18 protein-coding genes and 1 other annotated feature are annotated in these 20,211 nt (G+C 53.0%); of the genes, 11 read left to right on the forward strand and 7 right to left on the reverse strand.

The window, feature by feature from the left end:
• Positions 1–8 precede the first annotated feature (8 nt).
• The 3 genes from trpCF to AC3ITF_RS09675 are packed head-to-tail and all read right to left on the reverse strand — an operon-like array spanning position 9 to position 4,528.
• Positions 9–1,370: a bifunctional indole-3-glycerol-phosphate synthase TrpC/phosphoribosylanthranilate isomerase TrpF gene (trpCF, locus tag AC3ITF_RS09665; RefSeq protein WP_246864814.1), complete on the reverse strand. Its 1,362-nt coding sequence runs from the start codon at positions 1,368–1,370 to the stop codon at positions 9–11.
• Positions 1,371–2,966, reverse strand: a complete 1,596-nt coding sequence (trpD, locus tag AC3ITF_RS09670; protein WP_096756814.1) for a bifunctional anthranilate synthase glutamate amidotransferase component TrpG/anthranilate phosphoribosyltransferase TrpD — start codon at positions 2,964–2,966, stop codon at positions 1,371–1,373.
• Positions 2,966–4,528, reverse strand: coding sequence for an anthranilate synthase component 1 (locus tag AC3ITF_RS09675; protein ID WP_181491338.1), 1,563 nt, complete (start codon positions 4,526–4,528; stop codon positions 2,966–2,968). The genes trpD and AC3ITF_RS09675 overlap by 1 nt, the downstream gene beginning before the upstream one ends.
• 23 nt (positions 4,529–4,551) lie before the next feature.
• Positions 4,552–4,646: a sequence feature (Trp leader region), on the reverse strand.
• Positions 4,647–4,806: 160 nt separating this feature from the next.
• Here AC3ITF_RS09675 and rnm point away from each other — a divergent pair.
• The 3 genes from rnm to rluB all read left to right on the forward strand — a co-directional run bounded on the left by rnm (position 4,807) and on the right by rluB (position 7,278).
• Positions 4,807–5,685, forward strand: a complete 879-nt coding sequence (rnm, locus tag AC3ITF_RS09680; protein ID WP_115258317.1) for an RNase RNM — start codon at positions 4,807–4,809, stop codon at positions 5,683–5,685.
• Positions 5,682–6,302 (forward strand): L-threonylcarbamoyladenylate synthase, encoded by a 621-nt coding sequence (locus AC3ITF_RS09685; protein WP_096756817.1) that lies wholly within the window; start codon positions 5,682–5,684, stop codon positions 6,300–6,302. Before rnm ends, AC3ITF_RS09685 begins: the two co-directional genes overlap by 4 nt.
• A 100-nt stretch (positions 6,303–6,402) precedes the next feature.
• Positions 6,403–7,278, forward strand: a complete 876-nt coding sequence (gene rluB / locus AC3ITF_RS09690; protein ID WP_096756818.1) for a 23S rRNA pseudouridine(2605) synthase RluB — start codon at positions 6,403–6,405, stop codon at positions 7,276–7,278.
• Positions 7,279–7,361: 83 nt separating this feature from the next.
• Here rluB and cobO read toward each other — a convergent pair whose 3' ends face one another.
• A complete protein-coding gene (gene cobO, locus AC3ITF_RS09695) occupies positions 7,362–7,952 on the reverse strand; it encodes a cob(I)yrinic acid a,c-diamide adenosyltransferase (protein ID WP_096756819.1) in 591 nt (196 codons plus the stop codon).
• Positions 7,949–8,710, reverse strand: a complete 762-nt coding sequence (locus tag AC3ITF_RS09700) for a YciK family oxidoreductase (protein ID WP_174360918.1) — start codon at positions 8,708–8,710, stop codon at positions 7,949–7,951. The genes cobO and AC3ITF_RS09700 overlap by 4 nt, the downstream gene beginning before the upstream one ends.
• Positions 8,711–8,931: 221 nt before the next feature.
• On the opposite strand from AC3ITF_RS09700, the gene sohB reads away from it, so the two are divergent.
• Positions 8,932–9,978: a protease SohB gene (gene sohB, locus AC3ITF_RS09705; RefSeq protein WP_174360917.1), complete on the forward strand. Its 1,047-nt coding sequence runs from the start codon at positions 8,932–8,934 to the stop codon at positions 9,976–9,978.
• 108 nt (positions 9,979–10,086) lie between these two features.
• On the opposite strand, the gene AC3ITF_RS09710 is transcribed toward sohB, so the two are convergent.
• Positions 10,087–10,338 carry a YciN family protein gene (locus AC3ITF_RS09710; RefSeq protein ID WP_003020616.1) on the reverse strand — a complete coding sequence of 84 codons (252 nt, stop codon included), beginning with the start codon at positions 10,336–10,338 and terminating at the stop codon, positions 10,087–10,089.
• Positions 10,339–10,737: 399 nt separating this feature from the next.
• Here AC3ITF_RS09710 and topA point away from each other — a divergent pair, with 399 nt between their 5' ends.
• The 5 genes from topA to acnA all read left to right on the forward strand — a co-directional run bounded on the left by topA (position 10,738) and on the right by acnA (position 18,134).
• Positions 10,738–13,335 carry a type I DNA topoisomerase gene (gene topA / locus AC3ITF_RS09715; protein ID WP_174360916.1) on the forward strand — a complete coding sequence of 866 codons (2,598 nt, stop codon included), beginning with the start codon at positions 10,738–10,740 and terminating at the stop codon, positions 13,333–13,335.
• 195 nt (positions 13,336–13,530) lie between these two features.
• Positions 13,531–14,505 (forward strand): HTH-type transcriptional regulator CysB, encoded by a 975-nt coding sequence (gene cysB / locus AC3ITF_RS09720; protein WP_115258322.1) that lies wholly within the window; start codon positions 13,531–13,533, stop codon positions 14,503–14,505.
• A 296-nt stretch (positions 14,506–14,801) separates the two neighbouring features.
• Positions 14,802–14,942, forward strand: a complete 141-nt coding sequence (locus tag AC3ITF_RS09725; RefSeq protein WP_213083822.1) for a YmiA family putative membrane protein — start codon at positions 14,802–14,804, stop codon at positions 14,940–14,942.
• Between the two features lie 2 nt (positions 14,943–14,944).
• A complete protein-coding gene (locus AC3ITF_RS09730; RefSeq protein ID WP_168246952.1) occupies positions 14,945–15,115 on the forward strand; it encodes a hypothetical protein in 171 nt (56 codons plus the stop codon).
• 343 nt (positions 15,116–15,458) lie between these two features.
• Positions 15,459–18,134: an aconitate hydratase AcnA gene (gene acnA, locus AC3ITF_RS09735; RefSeq protein ID WP_115258323.1), complete on the forward strand. Its 2,676-nt coding sequence runs from the start codon at positions 15,459–15,461 to the stop codon at positions 18,132–18,134.
• Positions 18,135–18,198: 64 nt separating this feature from the next.
• Here acnA and ribA read toward each other — a convergent pair whose 3' ends face one another.
• The gene (gene ribA, locus AC3ITF_RS09740; RefSeq protein WP_096756827.1) at positions 18,199–18,789 is read right to left on the reverse strand and encodes a GTP cyclohydrolase II; all 591 of its coding nucleotides are present in this window, start codon (positions 18,787–18,789) and stop codon (positions 18,199–18,201) included.
• Positions 18,790–18,986: 197 nt separating this feature from the next.
• Between ribA and pgpB the strand changes: the two genes are divergently transcribed.
• On the forward strand, positions 18,987–19,751 hold the full coding sequence (gene pgpB, locus AC3ITF_RS09745; protein ID WP_115258324.1) for a phosphatidylglycerophosphatase B: 765 nt from the start codon (positions 18,987–18,989) through the stop codon (positions 19,749–19,751).
• Positions 19,752–19,900: 149 nt separating this feature from the next.
• Complete coding sequence (locus AC3ITF_RS09750; RefSeq protein ID WP_096756830.1) at positions 19,901–20,209, forward strand: LapA family protein; 309 nt, start codon at positions 19,901–19,903, stop codon at positions 20,207–20,209.
• Positions 20,210–20,211: the final 2 nt, after the last annotated feature.

Here is a 20,211-nt window from a genome sequence, read left to right on the forward strand (position 1 = left end):
CCTTTTCCTTAATATGCGCGCAGTGTTTGAAAGACCGAGGCCAGCAGACGCGCATCTTTGATGCCCGGCTGCGACTCTACGCCAGAATTGAAATCGAGACCGGCACAGCCGGTTTTAGCCGCCTCGACGCAGTTATCTGCACCGAGTCCGCCAGCCAGTAAAACGTTATCCAGTGATTGCCCACCCAACAGCGACCAGTCAAAGCGCTGTCCGCTGCCGCCCTGGCCGTTGTCGAAAACGTATCTATCAACATGCAGATAGCTGCGGACTGGCAGTGACTCGCCCACGCTCAGCGCCTTCCAGATTTGCACCTGTTGCGGTAATGCCGCACGCAGCGTATCGATATAAGTCTGATTTTCGTTCCCGTGCAGTTGCACGGCTGTCAGTGATAAATGCCCTACGGTGGAGCACACGTCATCAATATTGCTGTCGCGAAACACGCCAACGTACTGTAGCGGCGCACCTGTCATGACCTCACGAGCCTGCTCAATATTGACGGCACGTGGTGAAGAAGGAACAAAAATCAGTCCGCCATAAATTGCGCCGGATTCATACGCCGTATGGGCATCCTGTGCGCGCGTCAGTCCGCAGACTTTATTCTCGCCGAGCAGCACGCGACGTACCGCTGCATGTAGGTCCTGATGCGACATTAGCGCGGAGCCAATCAGAAAACCGTTGGCGAAATGGCTGAGTTCGCGCACCTGGCCGTAGGTATTAATGCCGGACTCGCTGATGACGGTCACGCCGTGGCCCAGTCGCGGTGCCAGTTGGCGGGTGCGATTGAGGTCAATCGACAGATCGCGCAGGTCGCGGTTGTTAATGCCCACGACTTTTGCGCCAAGCGCAATGGCACGTTCCAGCTCTTCTTCGTTGCTGACCTCGGTCAGCACACCCATTTTCAGGCTGTGTGCCACGGCGGCAAGCTGACGATATTGTTCGTCATCCAGCACGGACAGCATCAGTAAACAAGCGTCAGCCTGGTAGTGACGGGCCAGGTAAATCTGGTAAGGATCGATAATAAAGTCTTTACACAGAATCGGCTGTGGTGCGATGCGGCTGACGATGGGCAGGAAATCAAAGCTTCCCTGGAAATATTTCTCGTCGGTCAGCACAGAAATCGCCGAGGCATAATGTTTATACACACCCGCAATATGTGCCGGGTCAAAGTCATCACGGATCACGCCTTTTGACGGAGAGGCTTTTTTGCACTCCAGAATAAACGCGGTCCGCGCGCCTTGCAGCGCATCATAAAAATGTCGCGAGCTTGGCTGAACATCATTTTGAAAGCTGGCCAACGGTTGTTGCTGTTTGCGGGCTTCTACCCAAATCGCCTTGTCTGCGACAATTTTCGCTAAAACGGTTTGCATCATTTACCCTCTTGCTGCCAGGGCGGTGACCCGGTCATAGGCCGCACCGCTCCGCAGGACATTAATCACGATTTGTGCGTTGGCTTTTAAATCTTCTTCGCCGTGCAGGCGCATTAACATGGCGACATTCGCTGCCACGGCGGCCTCGTGCGCGGCTTCACCTTTACCTTGTAACAAGCGACTGAGAATGTCACGGTTTTCTTCCGGCGTGCCGCCCGCCAGCTGTTCCTGGTGATATGGCGTCAGGCCAAAGTCGTCTGCCGTCAGCTGATAACTCTTGATTTCGCCGTCATGCAATTCGGCCACAATGGTCGGTGCATGCAGCGAAACTTCATCCATTCCGCCGCTGTGCACCACGGCTGCACGCTGATATCCCAGCACGCGCAGGGTTTCGGCAATGGGCAGTACCAGCTCCGGGCTGTAGACGCCGATCAGCGCCAGCGGCGGATGCGCAGGGTTAATCAGCGGCCCGAGCACGTTAAACAGCGTGCGGGTTTTGAGCTGCTGACGAACCGGCATGGCGTGACGAAAACCGGTGTGATATTTCGGTGCAAACAGGAAACATACGCCCAGTTCGTCAAGCGCCAGGCGCGACTTATCGGCATTCATATCCAGGTTGATGCCAAAGGCCGCCAGCAGATCGGATGATCCTGATTTACTGGAGACGCTACGGTTACCGTGCTTCGCTACCTTTAACCCACAGGCTGCGGCGACAAACGCGCTGGCGGTGGAAATATTGATGCTGTTGCTGCCGTCACCGCCGGTCCCGACAATGTCGGCAAACAGATAGTCCGGACGTGGGAACGGCGCGGCGTTCTCCAGCAGGGCCGTCGCCGCCCCGGCAATTTCATTCGGATGCTCACCGCGCACTTTCATGCTGACCAGTGCGGCAGCCAGCTGCTCCGGCTTCAATTCACCGCGCACGACTGCAGAGAACAATTGGTGGCTCTCCTGCTGGGACAGCGTCTGGGCCTGATACAGTTTTTCGAGAATAGGCTGCAGCGTGTTGGTTTGTTCAAGCTTCTGCTGTGCCCAGGCCAGCGTTTGCTCCAGCAGACGCGCGCCCTGAGTGGTGAGAATTGATTCCGGATGGAACTGGAATCCGCACACGCGGTCGGTGTCGTGGCGAACCGCCATCACCATGCCGTTGAAGTGGGCGTTAATGGTTAGTCCCGCCGGGACGTTGCTGCCGACCAGTGAATGGTAACGCGCCACAGGCAAGGGATTAGCCAGACCGGCGAACATTTCCTGACCGTCGTGTTCAATACTGGAGGCTTTGCCGTGCAGGATTTCTCCCGCCTGACCTACATATCCGCCGTAAGCTTCGACAATCGCCTGATGCCCAAGGCAAATACCGATAATCGGCAATTTGCCGCGCAGGCGAGTCAACAACTCCGGCATGCAGCCTGCTTCGCTTGGCGCGCCCGGACCTGGCGAAAGCATCAGTACCGGGTTTTTCATGGTCGCTAAGCGGTCAATTAAGGTCTGAGCCGGGATATGGTTGCGATAAATCACCACGTTGTGGCCGTTGGTACGCAGCTGATCTGCCAGGTTATAGGTAAAAGAGTCAATGTTATCGAGCAGCAGAATATCAGCCATTAGAAAATCTCCTGTGCGTGGTGTGCTGTGGCGATAGCACGCAGAACCGCACGCGCTTTATTACGGGTTTCATCGGCTTCAGACTGCGGTACAGAGTCCAGAACAATCCCGGCACCCGCCTGCACGGTGGCGATACCGTCTTCTACCAGGGCAGAACGAATCACAATGCACGTGTCCAGATCACCGTGGGCGGTGAAGTAACCGACCGCGCCGCCATAGCTACCGCGGCGGCGACCTTCAGCCTCGGCGATAAGCTGCATGGCGCGCACTTTCGGCGCACCGCTCAGCGTGCCCATGTTCATACAGGCACGGTATGCATGCAGGACGTCCAGGTCATGACGCAGTTCGCCGACCACGCGGGAAACCAGGTGCATCACGAAGGAATACCGGTCAACTTTGGTCAGGTCGGCCACGTAGCGACTGCCCGGGGTACAAATACGTGCCAGGTCATTACGCGCCAGGTCCACCAGCATCAGGTGCTCGGAAAGTTCTTTATGGTCAGTGCGCATTTCCAGCTCAATACGGCTGTCGAGATCTCGGTCCAGCGATCCGTCAGCACGACGGCCGCGTGGGCGAGTCCCGGCAATAGGGTAGATCTCAATCTGGCGGCTGGCGGCATCGTATTTCAGCGAACTTTCCGGCGAGGCGCCGAACAACGTGAAATCGTTATCCTGCATAAAGAACATGTACGGGCTAGGGTTGCTCTTTTTCAGAACATAATAGGCAGCAAGTGGTGACGGGCAGGGCAGTGAAAAACGGCGGGAAGGCACCACCTGGAAAATCTCACCGGCACGAATGGCTTTTTGCAAACCGCGCACGACGGTACCGAACTCTTCATCGCTCTGATTACACTCGCAGCGCATTTCTGGTACTTCAATAACGGGCAGCGGCGGCGCGGGTTCGGTTAACTGCTGGCTCAACTGCGCCAGTCGGTGGGCCAGACGCTGTTTTTCTTCCTCGCAGGGCGTGAACACGCTGGCCTGAATACGGGTGCTTTTTTTCTGGTGGTCAATGACCATCAGGGTTTCGGCCAGGTAGAAGCAGTAATCAGGGCAGCGGTTGCCGGCTTCAAGCTGGGGTAAATCTTCGAATCCAGCGACCAGATCGTAGGAAAACAGACCGCCGAAGAACATGGCTTCACGCTCCTGCTCCGGCACATTAACCAGTTCCTGCATTAAACGGAACGTGTCAAAGACCGACAGGGAACATAAGCGGGCATCTTCATCTAGCAGTGGGCTGACGGCCGGAAAACGCAACTGGCGGGCATTCGGCTGTTGTTGGTTTTCAACACCAGTTGGCAAGGCGGCATCCAGCAACGGGAGCAGGGAGGCACCATTCGCCGACAACGCCTGAATGGTAACGGTGTCACCTAAGGCGGTAATACGCAGCGCGCTGTCGACCAACAGCAGACTCTTCAGGTCGTCCTTGCTGTCGATATCGGCGGATTCCAGTAACAATGTCGCCGGGCGCGCGCCGCAGACCTGATGAAACAGCTCGGTCGGGTTGTTACGGTAGGCGGCGTCACAGGCCAGCAGTTCGAGTGTCGGTTTTTGTGTTTGCATCGTTATTCTCATTAATTTTGTTCAAAAAAAAGCCCGCTTAGTTGGCGGGCCGGGTATCTGGTTGCATATTGCAGACGTAAGACACTGCCCGAAATCAGGAAGTGCGCCACCCACCGTGCAGGACATATGTTGCTTTCATCTCAGATACCTTCTTTCTTCATGTGAACTTGCGTACTAGTTAACTAGTTCAATGGAATAAAGTCAACACCTGATTTCAGTAAATTTGTCTAAAACGCTATGATGAGCGTGATACGACATTTATTGAAACGGGAGCCGCCTTGAGCGACACGAATTACGCAGTGATTTACGACCTGCACAGTCATACAACGGCGTCCGATGGACGATTGACACCTGAAGCATTGGTACACCGTGCGGTAGAGATGCGAGTCGGGACATTGGCGATTACCGATCATGACACCACGGCAGCGATTCCGGCGGCAAGAGAAGAAATTTCACGTTCAGGTTTAGCGTTGAAGTTGATAGCGGGCGTTGAAATTTCCACGGTCTGGGAAAACCACGAGATCCATATCGTCGGCCTGAATATCGATATCGACCACCCCATGATGCGTGCGTTTCTGGCAGAACAAACCGCGCGTCGTCAGCTGCGTGCGCAGCTAATTGCTGAGCGACTGGACAAAGCACATATCCCGGGCGCGTGGGAAGGCGCGTTACGTCTGGCTGACGGCGGGGCCGTCACGAGAGGCCATTTTGCGCGTTTCCTGGTTGAGAGTGGCAAAGCCACGACCATGGCTGACGTGTTTAAAAAATACCTTGCCCGCGGGAAAACCGGTTACGTTCCGCCACAGTGGTGTACAATAGAACAAGCTATTGATGTCATTCATCATTCTGGCGGTAAGGCGGTACTGGCTCATCCTGGTCGGTACGATCTTAGCGCTAAGTGGCTGAAAAGACTGGTTGCCTGGTTTGCCGAACATCACGGTGACGCGATGGAAGTGGCACAGTGTCAACAGTCTCCCAATGAGCGTACCCATCTGGCGACGCTGGCGCGTCAGCATCAGCTGTGGGCATCACAAGGATCTGATTTTCATCAGCCGTGCCCGTGGATTGAATTGGGTCGTAAGCTCTGGTTGCCCGCAGGCGTTGAAGGCGTCTGGCAGCTTTGGGAACAGCCCGAGACCACTGAGAGGAAAGTATGAGTCAGTTTTTTTATATCCATCCTGATAACCCACAGCAACGCCTGATCAATCAGGCCGTTGAAATTGTGCGTAAAGGTGGGGTGATCGTTTATCCCACTGATTCCGGCTATGCGTTGGGCTGCAAAATCGAAGACAAAGGGGCGATGGAGCGTATTTGCCGTATCCGTCATTTGCCTGATGGACACAACTTCACGTTGATGTGCCGTGACCTGTCCGAACTGTCGACGTATTCGTTCGTGGACAACGTTGCTTTTCGTTTAATTAAAAACAATACGCCGGGCAACTACACCTTCATCCTGAAAGGGACGAAAGAAGTGCCGCGCAGGTTGCTGCAGGAAAAACGTAAAACCATCGGTCTGCGCGTACCGTCCAATCCGATTGCGCTGGCGTTGCTGGAAGCGTTGGGCGAGCCCATGCTCTCAACATCGCTGATGCTGCCGGGTAGCGAATTTACCGAGTCCGATCCGGAAGAGATTAAAGATCGTCTGGAGAAGCAGGTGGATTTGATTATCCACGGCGGGTATCTCGGTCAACAGCCCACCACGGTTATCGATTTAACCGATGACTCGCCGGTGGTGTTGCGTGAAGGCGTCGGCGACGTTAAACCTTTCTTATAAGGGCGCAACTCGGTATACTACGCGGCCTTAAAATGGTGCTAACTGGCGCCGTTGATTCTCCTGTTCGACGCCTGTGAAGGCGACACCTAAAGGAAGCTCTATGAGCGAAAAGTTACAAAAAGTGCTGGCGCGCGCTGGCCACGGTTCTCGCCGTGAAATTGAAACCATTATTGCAGCAGGTCGCGTGAGCGTTGACGGCAAAATTGCCACGCTTGGCGATCGCGTTGACGTAACACCGGGTCTGAAAATCCGTATCGACGGTCATCTGATTTCGGTTAAAGAATCTGCGGAACAAATCTGCCGCGTTCTGGCGTATTACAAGCCGGAAGGTGAATTGTGTACCCGTAATGACCCGGAAGGTCGTCCGACCGTCTTTGACCGTCTACCAAAACTGCGCGATGCGCGCTGGATTGCGGTGGGGCGTCTGGACGTGAATACCTGTGGTTTACTGCTGTTCACCACCGATGGTGAACTGGCGAACCGTCTGATGCACCCGAGCCGTGAAGTTGAGCGTGAATACGCGGTGCGTGTGTTTGGTCAGGTGGATGAAACGAAACTGCGTGACCTGAGCCGTGGCGTGCAACTCGAAGATGGTCCGGCCGCATTTAAAACCATCAAGTTCAGCGGTGGTGAAGGGATTAACCAGTGGTATAACGTCACCTTGACCGAAGGGCGCAACCGCGAAGTGCGTCGCCTCTGGGAAGCCGTTGGCGTGCAGGTGAGCCGTTTGATCCGCGTACGTTACGGTGATATTCCGCTGCCGAAAGGTCTGCCGCGTGGTGGCTGGACGGAGCTTGATCTCGCCCAGACAAACTATCTGCGTCAACTGGTGGAACTGCAGCCGGAAACCAGCTCGAAGGTTGCTGTTGAGAAAGACCGTCGTCGCATGAAAGCGAACCAGATCCGCCGTGCAGTTAAACGTCACACCCAGGTCGGCGGTAGCCGTCGTCCGGGCGGTCGTAACAACAACGGTTAATCATGAGTAGGCCTGATAAGCAAAACGCCATCAGGCGTTAGCGTGGAGCCGGATGCGGCGCAAACGCCTTATCCGGCCTACACTCAATAATCGATCCCTATTTGGGCTTTCACCCCCGCCTCAAAGGCGTGCTTGACCGGGCGCAACTCGCTGACCGTATCAGCTAATTCCAAAATATCGCGATGGCATCCTCGACCAGTGATAATCACTGTCTGGTGAGAAGGGCGCGCGCTTAAGGCGTCGAGCACCTCTTCCAGCGGTAGATAGTCATACGCCACCATGTACGTCAACTCATCCAGCACCACCATATCCAGCTCAGGATCGGCCAGCATCCGTTTACCGTGCTCCCACACGGCCAGACAGGCAGCGGTGTCAGAATCTCGGTTTTGCGTCTCCCAGGTAAATCCTGTCGCCATGACCTGAAACTCCACGCCGTGGGGTTCCAGTAAGTTTCGTTCGCCGTTGGGCCACGTGCCTTTAATGAACTGCACCACGCCGACTTTTTTACCGTGACCGACCGCGCGCGTGGCGGTACCAAATGCGGCGGTGGTTTTCCCTTTACCGTTGCCGGTAAAGACGATGATGATACCGCGCTCGTCCTTTGCGGCGGCAACGCGTGCGTCAACACGGTCTTTTACGCGCTGCTGGCGCTGCTGATAGCGTTCTTCACTCATTGGGCAATTCCTGGTTTACGGCCCGGTTGGGCGTCGAAGGTCATACCGGTTTTACGCCGGCTGTCGTCGCCCATCAGCCACAGGTACAGCGGCATAATGTCGGCGGGTGTTTTTAATTTTTGTGGATCTTCTGTCGGGAATGCGCTGGCACGCATGCCGGTACGCGTGCCGCCAGGATTAATACAGTTTACGCGCAAATGATGGTTTTGATACTCGTCTGCCAGCACCTGCATCATGCCTTCGGTGGCAAACTTCGAGGTTGCATAGGCCCCCCAGTTGGCGCGTCCCTGACGACCAACGCTGGATGAGGTAAAGACCAACGATCCAGAATCAGACTTAAGCAACAAAGGGAGCAGCGCCTGGGTCAGCATAAAGGTGGCATTGACGTTTACCTGCATGACCTCCTGCCAGACCTGCGGAGTTTGTTCGATCATCGGACCGATTTCACCCAGTAACCCGGCATTATGCAACACGCCATCCAGACGCGGGTAATGGGCGTTGATTCGCTGCGCCAGTTCATGGCACTCAGTGGAAGTACAGGTCAGCAGATCCAGCGTAAACCACTGCGCGGGCACGCCGTTTTCTGCGGAAACGGCCTGGGCGACCTGACGAAGTTTTTCTTCATTGCGCCCGAGCAGAATCACGGTTGCACCGTAGCGGGCATAGGTCAGCGCAGCTTCTCGACCGATGCCATCGCTGGCTCCGGTGACCAGAATAATGCGATCCTGTAACAGATCTTGTTTGGGTTGGTAATGCACGGTTACTCCTCGGCGACGCTCTGGCCATCCCGTTTTCTAGAACTTGTCGGTTTTATGCCTTAAACCCTGCTATTTTTCAATCAGCCAAAGGTAATAACACCGTAAAATGAACACTTTGTCATGCTTTTTACCGATTACCATGCGGATGGATGAAGCAAGACGGGTTAACACACCTGTTGTACACTGAGCGAAAGTTGCGTTGTTTAACCAAGGTGGGATTCGTGGAATTGTTGTCTGAATATGGGCTGTTTTTGGCAAAAATCGTCACAGTGGTAGTGGCGATTGCGGTGATTGTTATGCTGATCGTTAATGCGACACAACGCAAGCGTCAGCGCGGTGAACTCCGGGTCATTAATCTCAGTGAACAATATAAAGAGATGAAAGAAGACCTGGCGATGTCTTTACTGGACAGCCACCAACAAAAGCTCTGGCATAAAGCGCAGAAAAAAAAGCACAAGCTGGACGCGAAGGCGGCCAAAGCCAAAGCAAAATTGGGAGAGAATACATCGTCGGGTAAACCGCGTGTCTGGGTGCTTGATTTTAAAGGCAGTATGGATGCCCATGAAGTCAGCGCGCTGCGTGAAGAGGTGACGGCGGTACTGGCGGTAGTAAAACCACAAGATCAGGTGGTTATTCGCCTGGAAAGCCCCGGCGGTGTGGTGCATGGCTATGGGCTGGCGGCATCACAATTGCAGCGTCTGCGCGATAAGCAGATCCCATTAACGGTGACGGTCGATAAAGTTGCCGCCAGCGGCGGATACATGATGGCCTGCGTGGCAGATAAAATTGTTTCGGCACCGTTTGCTATTGTGGGCTCAATTGGCGTGGTGGCGCAGATCCCTAACTTTAACCGTTTCCTGAAAGGCAAAGACATTGATATTGAGTTGCACACTGCCGGGCAATACAAACGGACGCTGACGCTGCTTGGTGAGAACACGGAAGAGGGGCGTCAGAAATTCCGCGAAGACCTGAACGAAACGCATCATCTGTTTAAAGATTTTGTGCACCGCATGCGTCCGACTCTGGACATTGAACAGGTTGCCACTGGGGAACACTGGTTCGGTCAACAGGCGCTGGAAAATGGGCTGGTGGATGAAATCAATACCAGCGATGAGGTGATCCTGAGTTTGATGGAGGGTCGCGAAGTGCTTAACGTACGCTATCTGCAGCGCAAAAAACTGATGGACCGTTTCACTGGTAGTGCAGCGGAAAGTGCGGATCGCTTGCTGCTGCGCTGGTGGCAGCGTGGTCAAAAACCGTTGATGTAAAATTGTCATTGCCGGATGGCGATGCTAAAGCATCTTATCCGGCCTACAGGATCGTCGCATCGTAGGCCGGATAAGGCGGAGCCGCCATCCGGCAAATCATTTCTTGTATTAATCGATCAGGTGATACTTTTCAGAAAGGACATGCGCCAGGTGTTTAAACATATTAAACACTGCGGTGCTTTTTGGCGTAGGAAGCCCTTGTTCATCTAAAAAGTAATCTCCGCTGAAAACCAGCACGCCATTACGCTGTGTGACGCCGGTGGCGACAATCCCCGCCAGCGTGTCCTCATGCTCACGAATGATTTTGTTGGCTTCAATCAGCAGAGTTTCGCGATCGATGGGTTGAGTGTCTTTATGCATTATTTACTCCTTAAACAAGGACATTAGTCTACGCCGAGCCCGCCTTATGGGCAAATATTCCCTGATAAAAGAGCGGGTCTTACGATAGTGTGCCTACTGGCGAGATTTGTTTTTGCATGCTAATAAAGTTGCGTAACGCATTTTATCAGGTACAGTGTGACGCTTTCGTCAATCTGGCAACAGATTTGCTTGACATTCGACCAATATTCCGTCGTGCTTTAGCGAATTCGTGAAAAAAATCCTGTTAACTCAGTTAGATGGGAGTTACATTACGAACCCGCGACCGGTACCAGGGTTGATATCCGCCGACGCAGAGACCATATCGATGTCTCGTCGCCAGTGGAAGGTGAATCAACGCGCGACGCATTCCTGGAAGAATCAAATTAGGTAAAGGTGAATATGGGTAAAGCTCTTGTCATCGTTGAGTCCCCGGCAAAAGCCAAAACGATCAACAAATATCTGGGTAATGACTACGTGGTGAAATCCAGCGTCGGTCATATCCGTGATTTGCCGACCAGTGGCTCAGCAACTAAAAAGAGCGCCGACTCAACCGCCACCAAAACGGCTAAAAAGCCCAAAAAGGATGAACGTGGCGCTCTCGTCAACCGTATGGGGGTTGACCCGTGGCACAACTGGGATGCGCGCTATGAAGTGCTGCCCGGTAAAGAGAAGGTCGTCTCTGAACTGAAACAATTGGCTGAAAAGGCCGACCACATCTATCTCGCAACTGACCTTGACCGCGAAGGGGAAGCCATTGCATGGCACCTGCGGGAAGTGATCGGGGGCGACGACACCCGCTACAGTCGCGTGGTGTTTAATGAAATTACCAAAAATGCCATTCAGCAAGCGTTTGAAAAGCCGGGCGAACTGAACATCGACCGTGTCAATGCGCAACAGGCACGCCGCTTTATGGACCGCGTTGTGGGCTATATGGTGTCGCCGCTGCTGTGGAAAAAGATTGCTCGTGGCCTGTCTGCCGGTCGCGTACAGTCGGTCGCCGTGCGCCTGGTTGTAGAGCGTGAACGTGAGATCAAGGCATTCGTTCCGGAAGAATTCTGGGAAATAGATGCCAGCACCACGACGCCTTCCGGTGAGGCGCTGCCACTGGAAGTCACGCACCACAACGAGAAGCCGTTCCGTCCGGTTAACCGCGAACAGACACTTGCTGCGGTAAGCCTGCTGGAAAAAGCACGTTACAGCGTGCTGGAGCGTGAAGATAAGCCGACCAGCAGCAAACCTGGCGCGCCGTTCATCACCTCTACGTTGCAACAGGCTGCCAGCACCCGTTTGGGCTTTGGCGTGAAGAAAACCATGATGATGGCGCAACGCTTGTATGAAGCGGGCTACATCACCTATATGCGTACTGACTCAACCAACCTGAGCCAGGATGCGGTTTCTATGGTCCGCGATTACATCGGCGAAAACTTTGGTAAAAAGTATTTGCCGGAGAGCGCAAACCAGTACGCCAGTAAAGAAAACTCGCAGGAAGCGCACGAAGCCATCCGTCCTTCAGACGTCGCCGTACTGGCTGAATCGCTGAAAGATATGGAAGCTGATGCGCAAAAACTGTATCAGCTGATCTGGCGTCAGTTTGTCGCCTGTCAGATGACGCCAGCTAAATATGACTCCACCACGCTGACCGTTGGCGCAGGTGATTACCGCCTGAAGGCGCGCGGTCGTATTCTGCGGTTTGATGGCTGGACTAAGGTCATGCCAGCCCTGCGTAAAGGCGATGAAGATCGTATCTTACCGGCGGTGGATAAAGGCGATGTGCTGACATTGGTTGAACTGACCCCCGCACAGCACTTTACCAAACCGCCTGCGCGCTTCAGCGAAGCGTCACTGGTTAAAGAGCTTGAAAAGCGCGGTATCGGTCGTCCATCTACCTATGCGTCGATCATCTCTACGATTCAGGATCGCGGCTATGTCCGTGTTGAGAACCGTCGTTTCTACGCAGAAAAAATGGGTGAAATCGTCACCGACCGCCTGGAAGAAAACTTCCGCGAATTGATGAACTACGATTTCACCGCGCAGATGGAAAACAGTCTCGACCAGGTGGCGAAACACGAAGCCGAATGGAAGGGCGTGCTCGACAACTTCTTCAGTGATTTTACTCAGCAACTCGATAAAGCCGAGAAAGATCCTGAAGAGGGCGGTATGCGTCCGAACCAGATGGTTCTGACCAGCATCGACTGTCCAACCTGTAGTCGTCAGATGGGTATCCGTACCGCCAGTACCGGTGTATTCCTCGGTTGTTCCGGTTACGCGCTGCCACCAAAAGAGCGCTGCAAAACCACCATTAACCTGGTGCCGGAAAACGAAGTGCTGAACGTGCTGGAAGGCGATGACGCGGAAACTAACGCGTTACGCGCGAAGCGCCGTTGCCAGAAGTGTGGCACGGCGATGGACAGCTACCTCATCGATCCAAAACGTAAGCTGCATGTGTGTGGTAACAACCCAACTTGCGACGGTTACGAAATCGAAGAAGGCGAGTTCCGCATCAAGGGCTACGACGGTCCGATCGTCGAGTGCGAGAAATGTGGTTCTGAAATGCACCTGAAAATGGGGCGTTTCGGTAAATACATGGCGTGTACTAACGACGAGTGTAAAAACACCCGTAAGATCCTGCGTAATGGCGAAGTTGCGCCACCGAAGGAAGATCCGGTTCCACTGCCGGAATTGCCGTGTGAAAAATCGGACGCGTATTTCGTGTTACGTGATGGCGCAGCAGGTATCTTCCTGGCGGCGAATACCTTCCCGAAATCGCGTGAGACGCGTGCGCCGTTAGTGGAAGAGCTGTACCGCTTCCGCGATCGTCTGCCGGAAAAACTGCGCTACCTTGCCGATGCGCCGCAGACCGATCCGGATGGCAACAAAGCGATGGTGCGTTTTAGCCGTAAAACCAAGCAGCAGTATGTGTCTGCCGAGAAAGACGGTAAGGCGACCGGCTGGTCTGCATTCTTTGTTGACGGTAAATGGGTAGAAGGCAAGAAGTAACAGCCCGACAGTTTGACATCGCCTTAAAGGGTCGCGTAAGCGGCCCTTTTTTATAGGTGACGGTATCTATACAGCTCTGATTAAAATGATATAGTGGTTATAGTTAACAAACTTTTTATTATTAAATCGTATTAGCAGCGCGATTCAGCCTGCTCATAAACGATGGTCTGATGCCGCTAATCTGGATGGTCTAACATGAAATTACAGCAACTTCGCTATATTGTTGAGGTGGTTAACCACAACCTTAATGTCTCCTCAACGGCCGAAGGGCTCTATACCTCTCAACCGGGTATCAGTAAGCAAGTTCGTATGCTGGAAGACGAACTGGGTATCCAGATTTTTGCCCGTAGCGGTAAACACCTTACGCAGGTTACCCCGGCAGGGCAGGAAGTCATTCGTATTGCGCGCGAAGTTCTGTCTAAGGTAGATGCCATTAAGTCGGTTGCCGGTGAACATACCTGGCCGGACAAAGGCTCGCTGTATATTGCGACCACCCACACCCAGGCGCGCTATGCGCTGCCTAACGTGATTAAAGGCTTTATTGAGCGTTATCCTCGCGTCTCTTTGCATATGCATCAGGGCTCGCCGACCCAAATTGCGGAAGCCGTGTCGAAAGGCAACGCAGATTTTGCCATTGCAACCGAAGCGCTGCACCTGTACGACGATCTGGTGATGCTGCCGTGCTACCACTGGAATCGTTCGATTGTTGTCACGCCGGACCATCCGCTGGCGGGTAAATCCTCCGTGTCGATTGAAGAACTGGCGCAATACCCGCTGGTGACGTACACCTTTGGCTTTACCGGACGTTCAGAACTCGACACCGCGTTTAACCGCGCGGGTCTGGAGCCGCGTATTGTCTTTACCGCGACCGACGCGGATGTTATTAAAACCTATGTGCGACTCGGACTGGGCGTGGGCGTGATTGCCAGCATGGCGGTCGATCCGATTTCCGATCCGGATTTGGTACGGGTTGATGCGCATGATGTCTTTAGCCATAGCACCACCAAAATCGGTTTTCGTCGTAGTACGTTCCTGCGCAGTTACATGTATGATTTTATTCAGCGTTTTGCGCCGCATCTGACGCGCGATGTAGTGGATACGGCGGTCGCGTTACGTTCTAACGATGACATTGAAGCAATGTTTAAAGATATTAAATTGCCGGAAAAATAATAACGGGCCAGCGCTCGTCGGTATCTCAGTATGAAAAACGCTACCGACGGGCAAATCTGAATTAGTTACATTAACCGCATATTATTTAAGGAGAATGTTCGCCAAAGTAGTTTTAAATTAGAAAATCTGCTCAAAACCCTGTCAAATATTTAAATCGGATCAAACAATTGATTTATTCACGGCCCAGGATTCGAAAATTAACTGGCTTTTTCACGCCTTTTTCTTTAGGATTTCTCTTATCTGATGATTAATTGTACCAATCGTTTGGTGCCAATATGATAAGTGATTTCGATAGTATGAGGTTAGCGATGCCTTCTGGAAACCAGCCAGCACGCCGGGATCCCGCGCTGAAACGTAAAGCATGGTTCACGGTCTTTCTCGGTTCAGTCCTGTTCTGGATTGTTGTTGCGCTCGTGGTTTGGAATGTGTGGAGTTAGTCATGTCCGTGCAACAGCAGCAACCCACGTCTACACCTTCTCAGCAAGACAATGAGCCAGCGCAGGATGCGACTACTGAATGTAGAAAGAATATTCCTGACGCGTGGCAACTTTCCCCGGCACAGCAGGCTTTTATTGATCTATTTGATGAAGATGAAGAACAGAAACAATAATTAACCCGCGTTTTATAGCCGTCATACTTAAAGCAGCATGTGCGTTATTTCCGTTCGTTCACCCCAGTCACATAGTTATCTATGCTCCTGGCGATTCACTCACTTGCCGCCTTCATGCCGCTCTAATTATTTTGGCTATATCTTCATTAGAATTAGTTCACCGTATTGAAGAGTGAATGACGTAATTCCACCTTCACGCCGTAATCCCCTTGTATCGCCATTTATGCTTCTCCGCTTTTATCAATTTGAGTTGTTATCAAAGCGTTACATTTTGTTTGTGTTATCTTTAATACTAACCCTGAGAAAAGTCAGGGGATGCCACCCTGTCATTTAAGGAGGAGCTATGTCGTCGACCCTACGCGAAGCCAGTAAGGACACATTGCAGGTTAAAGATAAAACCTACCGCTACTACAGTTTGCCGCTGGCTGCCAAATCATTGGGTGATATCACCCGTCTACCCAAATCGCTAAAAGTCTTGCTGGAAAACCTGCTGCGCTGGCAGGACGGTGATTCAGTTACTGAAGAAGATATTCATTCTCTGGCTCGATGGCTGGACAATGCCCATGCCGATCGCGAGATTGCCTATCGACCCGCCCGTGTACTGATGCAGGATTTTACCGGCGTTCCGGCGGTGGTCGATCTGGCGGCCATGCGCGAAGCGGTTAAACGCCTCGGCGGTGATACGGCTAAAGTGAACCCGCTTTCACCTGTTGATCTGGTGATTGACCACTCGGTGACGGTAGACCACTTCGGTGATGATGATGCGTTCGAAGAGAACGTTCGCCTGGAAATGGAGCGTAACCACGAGCGCTATGTGTTTCTGAAATGGGGGCAGCAGGCATTCAGCCGCTTCAGCGTTGTACCGCCGGGGACGGGGATCTGCCACCAGGTTAACCTCGAATACCTGGGAAAAGCGGTGTGGAGTGAATTGCAGGATGGCGAGTGGGTGGCTTACCCGGACACGCTGGTTGGTACCGACTCCCACACTACGATGATTAACGGCCTTGGTGTACTGGGGTGGGGCGTGGGCGGAATTGAAGCAGAAGCCGCGATGCTGGGGCAACCGGTCTCAATGCTGATCCCGGATGTCGTTGGCTTCAAGCTGGATGGAAAACTACGTGAGGGGATCACCGCCACCGATCTGGTCCTGACCGTGACCCAGATGCTGCGTAAGCACGGTGTGGTCGGTAAATTTGTTGAATTCTATGGTGATGGCCTCGACACGCTGCCGCTGGCAGACCGTGCCACCATTGCCAATATGGCACCGGAGTATGGTGCGACCTGCGGTTTCTTCCCCATTGATGGCGTCACGCTCGAATACATGCGCCTGAGCGGTCGCAGCGAAGAGCAAGTTGAGCTGGTTGAGTCCTACGCCAAAGCGCAGGGAATGTGGCGTAATACGGGCGATGCGCCGATCTTTACCAGTTCACTGGAACTGGACATGGCCGATGTGGAAGCCAGCCTGGCCGGACCGAAGCGTCCGCAGGATCGCGTCGCGCTGGGGGATGTCCCGAAAGCATTTGCGGCAAGCAATGAGCTTGAGCTGAACAGTTCGCACAAAGACAGTCAGCCGGTCGACTATGTTCTGAACGGTCATCAATACCAGCTGCCAGACGGTGCGGTGGTGATTGCGGCTATTACCTCCTGTACCAACACCTCAAACCCGAGCGTGCTGATGGCGGCGGGCTTACTGGCGAAAAAAGCGGTCACTCTTGGTCTGAAACGTCAACCATGGGTCAAAGCCTCGCTAGCACCGGGATCAAAAGTGGTGTCTGACTATCTGGCGCAGGCCCGGCTGACCCCGTACCTTGATGAACTGGGGTTCAATCTGGTTGGCTATGGTTGTACCACCTGTATTGGTAACTCTGGGCCGTTACCCGATCCTATTGAAACGGCGATTAAAAAAGGTGACCTGACGGTGGGGGCGGTACTTTCCGGTAACCGTAACTTTGAAGGACGCATTCATCCGTTAGTGAAAACGAACTGGCTGGCCTCTCCGCCACTGGTGGTCGCTTACGCGCTGGCGGGCAATATGAACATTAACCTGACCAAAGATCCGCTCGGGCACGATAAAAAAGGTGACCCCGTATATCTGAAAGATATCTGGCCTTCTGCACGGGAAATTGCCCGCGCCGTCGAGCAGGTATCCACGGAGATGTTCCACAAAGAGTATGCGGAAGTGTTTGAAGGCACGCCGGAATGGAAATCGATCAATGTTGATCGTGTCGACACCTACGGCTGGCAGTCTGACTCGACCTATATTCGCCTGTCACCGTTCTTCGAGGGCATGCAGGCTACGCCGGCTCCGGTAAACGATATTCATGGGGCGCGTATATTGGCGATGCTGGGTGACTCGGTGACCACAGATCATATTTCCCCCGCTGGCAGCATTAAGGCGGACAGCCCGGCAGGACGCTATTTGCAGAGCCACGGCGTTGAACGCCGGGATTTTAACTCCTATGGTTCACGACGTGGAAATCATGAAGTGATGATGCGAGGTACTTTTGCCAACATTCGTATCCGCAATGAAATGGTGCCGGGAATTGAAGGCGGGATGACTCGCCATTTACCGGGGACGGAAGTGGTAGCCATTTACGATGCGGCCATGCGTTATCAGCAGGAGAGCGTGCCGCTGGCGGTGATTGCCGGTAAGGAATACGGATCAGGCTCCAGTCGCGACTGGGCAGCGAAAGGCCCACGTTTACTGGGTATTCGCGTGGTCATCGCAGAATCGTTTGAGCGAATTCACCGTTCCAACCTGATTGGTATGGGGATCCTGCCGCTGGAGTTCCCGCAAGGGGTGACGCGTAAAACGTTGGGACTCACCGGTGAGGAAGTGATTGATATTACGGATTTACAAACAATTCAACCGGGCGCCACAATTGCGGTGAATATGATGCGCGCAGATGGCAGCAAAGAGGTGATTATGTGCCGCTGTCGTATCGATACTGCGACGGAGTTAACCTACTACCAGAACGACGGTATTTTGCACTATGTGATTCGTAATATGCTGAAGTAAAAAGTGAAAAAGCCTGCGTAAGCAGGCTTTTCATGGGGCAGGTGCATGTGCAATTACCGGGCGATTATTCGCTCAATAAATGGCCCATTTTGGCGGCTTTGGTATCCAGATAATGCGCATTTTTCGGGTTCCGGCCCACGATCAGCGGCACGCGTTCGACAATATTGATCCCAGCTTCGGTCAGAATCTCAACTTTCTTCGGATTATTGGTCAGCAGTCGTACTGCATCTACGCCCAGCAGCTTAAACATATCTGCGCACAGGGTGAAGTCGCGCTCATCGGCAGCAAAACCTAACTGGTGGTTGGCTTCAACGGTATCGTAGCCTTGATCTTGCAACGCATAGGCGCGGATCTTATTCAGCAGGCCGATGTTGCGACCTTCCTGACGATGGTAAAGCAGGATACCGCGTCCCTCTTCAGCAATGTGCGTGAGCGCGGCTTCCAGTTGGAAACCGCAATCGCAACGCAGGCTGAAAAGCGCATCGCCAGTCAGACATTCGGAATGGACGCGTGCCAGGACCGGTGTTTGACCCGAAATATCGCCAAATACCAGCGCGACATGATCGTGCCCGGTTGCCAGTTCTTCAAATCCCACCATCAGGAAATCACCCCAAGGGGTTGGCAGTTTGGCTTCTGCCACACGTTTAAGCTGCATGTATTTCTCCAGATTACGCTGGCACTCGCCGTGCCGTCGCCTATTGGCTTCTGTATGGCACTATTTTGCCATAAGGCGACGGCGTTCGCCTAATGGCGACAGCGCATTCGTATTTGCAATGGCACAAAATTGTCAATTTTCCCGGCGCGCAATTTTTTCAGTTATGATTGTGAGACTTATCGACGAAAGGAGATGCAATGCTTTCTATCGCAAAGCGAACCGCCGTAGGTGCTGTTCTGTTGTTGATTATGCCAGTGTCCATGTGGGTGTCTGGCTGGAGTTGGCAGCCAGGGAACAATGTCTGGTGGTTAAAATCCTTATACTGGATAACGGAAACGGTGACGCAACCCTGGGGAATCATTACTCATGTGTCCCTGTGTGTGTGGTTTTTGTGGTGTCTGAGATTTCGTCTGAAAGCCGCGATGATGCTGTTCGCCATCCTTGCCGCGGCAATTTTGATCGGCCAGGGGGTCAAGTCATGGGTAAAAGAAAGGGTGCAGGAGCCACGACCTTTTGTGGTTTGGCTGGAAAAAACGCACCATGTCCCTGTTGATGAGTTCTACACTTTAAAGCGTAAAGAGCGCGGACACTTAGTCAAAGAGCAATTATCAGGACAGCAGGATATCCCGACCTTTTTACGTAAACACTGGCAAAAAGAGACGGGTTTCGCATTTCCCTCTGGTCATACGATGTTTGCCGCCAGTTGGGCGTTACTGGCCGTGGGGCTATTATGGCCGCGTAGACGTACGCTGACGATTGTTTTCTTGCTGGTCTGGGCGACGGGTGTAATGGGCAGTCGTTTGTTACTGGGCATGCACTGGCCGCGAGATTTAGTCGTGGCGACGTTGATATCATGGCTGCTGGTTACGTTGGCGACATGGCTTGCACAACGGGTCTGTGGGCCATTAACACCGCCGGTTCAGGAGCAACAAGAAATCGCGCAGCGTGAACAAGAAAGCTGACCGTGATTGATTTTTCGTGTTTTGCCCTTAAATCATAAAGACTAAAGCGCTTTTCCATTTCGCACTCGTCGTGAAAATGGTAATTTAAAGGGCTCAACGCGGTAAGTTGTACACGATTTATTCGCTCAAACCACATAACGGGAAGTAATGTGAAATATTTACTCATTTTCTTACTGGTGTTGGCGATTTTTGTTATTTCGGTGACATTAGGTGCGCAAAACGATCAACAGGTAACGTTTAACTACCTGCTGGCCCAAGGTGAATATCGTATTTCTACGCTGCTTGCCGTGTTGTTTGCTGCAGGATTTGCGATTGGTTGGTTAATTTGCGGCCTTTTCTGGCTGAGGGTTCGCGTGTCTCTTGTGCGTGCCGAACGTAAAATCAAACGACTGGAAAACCAGCTTGCGCCTGCGACCGACGTTGCGGTTTCTGCCGATTCGTCGGTTGTGAAGGAATAATT

It is taken from the genome of Citrobacter sp. KH_055_1, assembly GCF_057838705.1.

Excerpts from the sequence above, each read along its gene's own strand:
- AC3ITF_RS09675 (WP_181491338.1), bottom strand. The coding sequence starts at position 4,528 with ATGCAAACACAAAAACCGACACTCGAACTGCTGGCCTGTGACGCCGCC.
- ribA (WP_096756827.1), bottom strand. The coding sequence starts at position 18,789 with ATGCAGCTTAAACGTGTGGCAGAAGCCAAACTGCCAACCCCTTGGGGT.
- rluB (WP_096756818.1), top strand. The coding sequence starts at position 6,403 with ATGAGCGAAAAGTTACAAAAAGTGCTGGCGCGCGCTGGCCACGGTTCT.
- acnA (WP_115258323.1), top strand. The coding sequence starts at position 15,459 with ATGTCGTCGACCCTACGCGAAGCCAGTAAGGACACATTGCAGGTTAAA.
- trpD (WP_096756814.1), bottom strand. The coding sequence starts at position 2,966 with ATGGCTGATATTCTGCTGCTCGATAACATTGACTCTTTTACCTATAAC.
- cobO (WP_096756819.1), bottom strand. The coding sequence starts at position 7,952 with ATGAGTGAAGAACGCTATCAGCAGCGCCAGCAGCGCGTAAAAGACCGT.
- AC3ITF_RS09730 (WP_168246952.1), top strand. The coding sequence starts at position 14,945 with ATGTCCGTGCAACAGCAGCAACCCACGTCTACACCTTCTCAGCAAGAC.
- topA (WP_174360916.1), top strand. The coding sequence starts at position 10,738 with ATGGGTAAAGCTCTTGTCATCGTTGAGTCCCCGGCAAAAGCCAAAACG.
- AC3ITF_RS09710 (WP_003020616.1), bottom strand. The coding sequence starts at position 10,338 with ATGCATAAAGACACTCAACCCATCGATCGCGAAACTCTGCTGATTGAA.
- pgpB (WP_115258324.1), top strand. The coding sequence starts at position 18,987 with ATGCTTTCTATCGCAAAGCGAACCGCCGTAGGTGCTGTTCTGTTGTTG.
- cysB (WP_115258322.1), top strand. The coding sequence starts at position 13,531 with ATGAAATTACAGCAACTTCGCTATATTGTTGAGGTGGTTAACCACAAC.
- AC3ITF_RS09725 (WP_213083822.1), top strand. The coding sequence starts at position 14,802 with ATGAGGTTAGCGATGCCTTCTGGAAACCAGCCAGCACGCCGGGATCCC.
- trpCF (WP_246864814.1), bottom strand. The coding sequence starts at position 1,370 with ATGATGCAAACCGTTTTAGCGAAAATTGTCGCAGACAAGGCGATTTGG.
- AC3ITF_RS09685 (WP_096756817.1), top strand. The coding sequence starts at position 5,682 with ATGAGTCAGTTTTTTTATATCCATCCTGATAACCCACAGCAACGCCTG.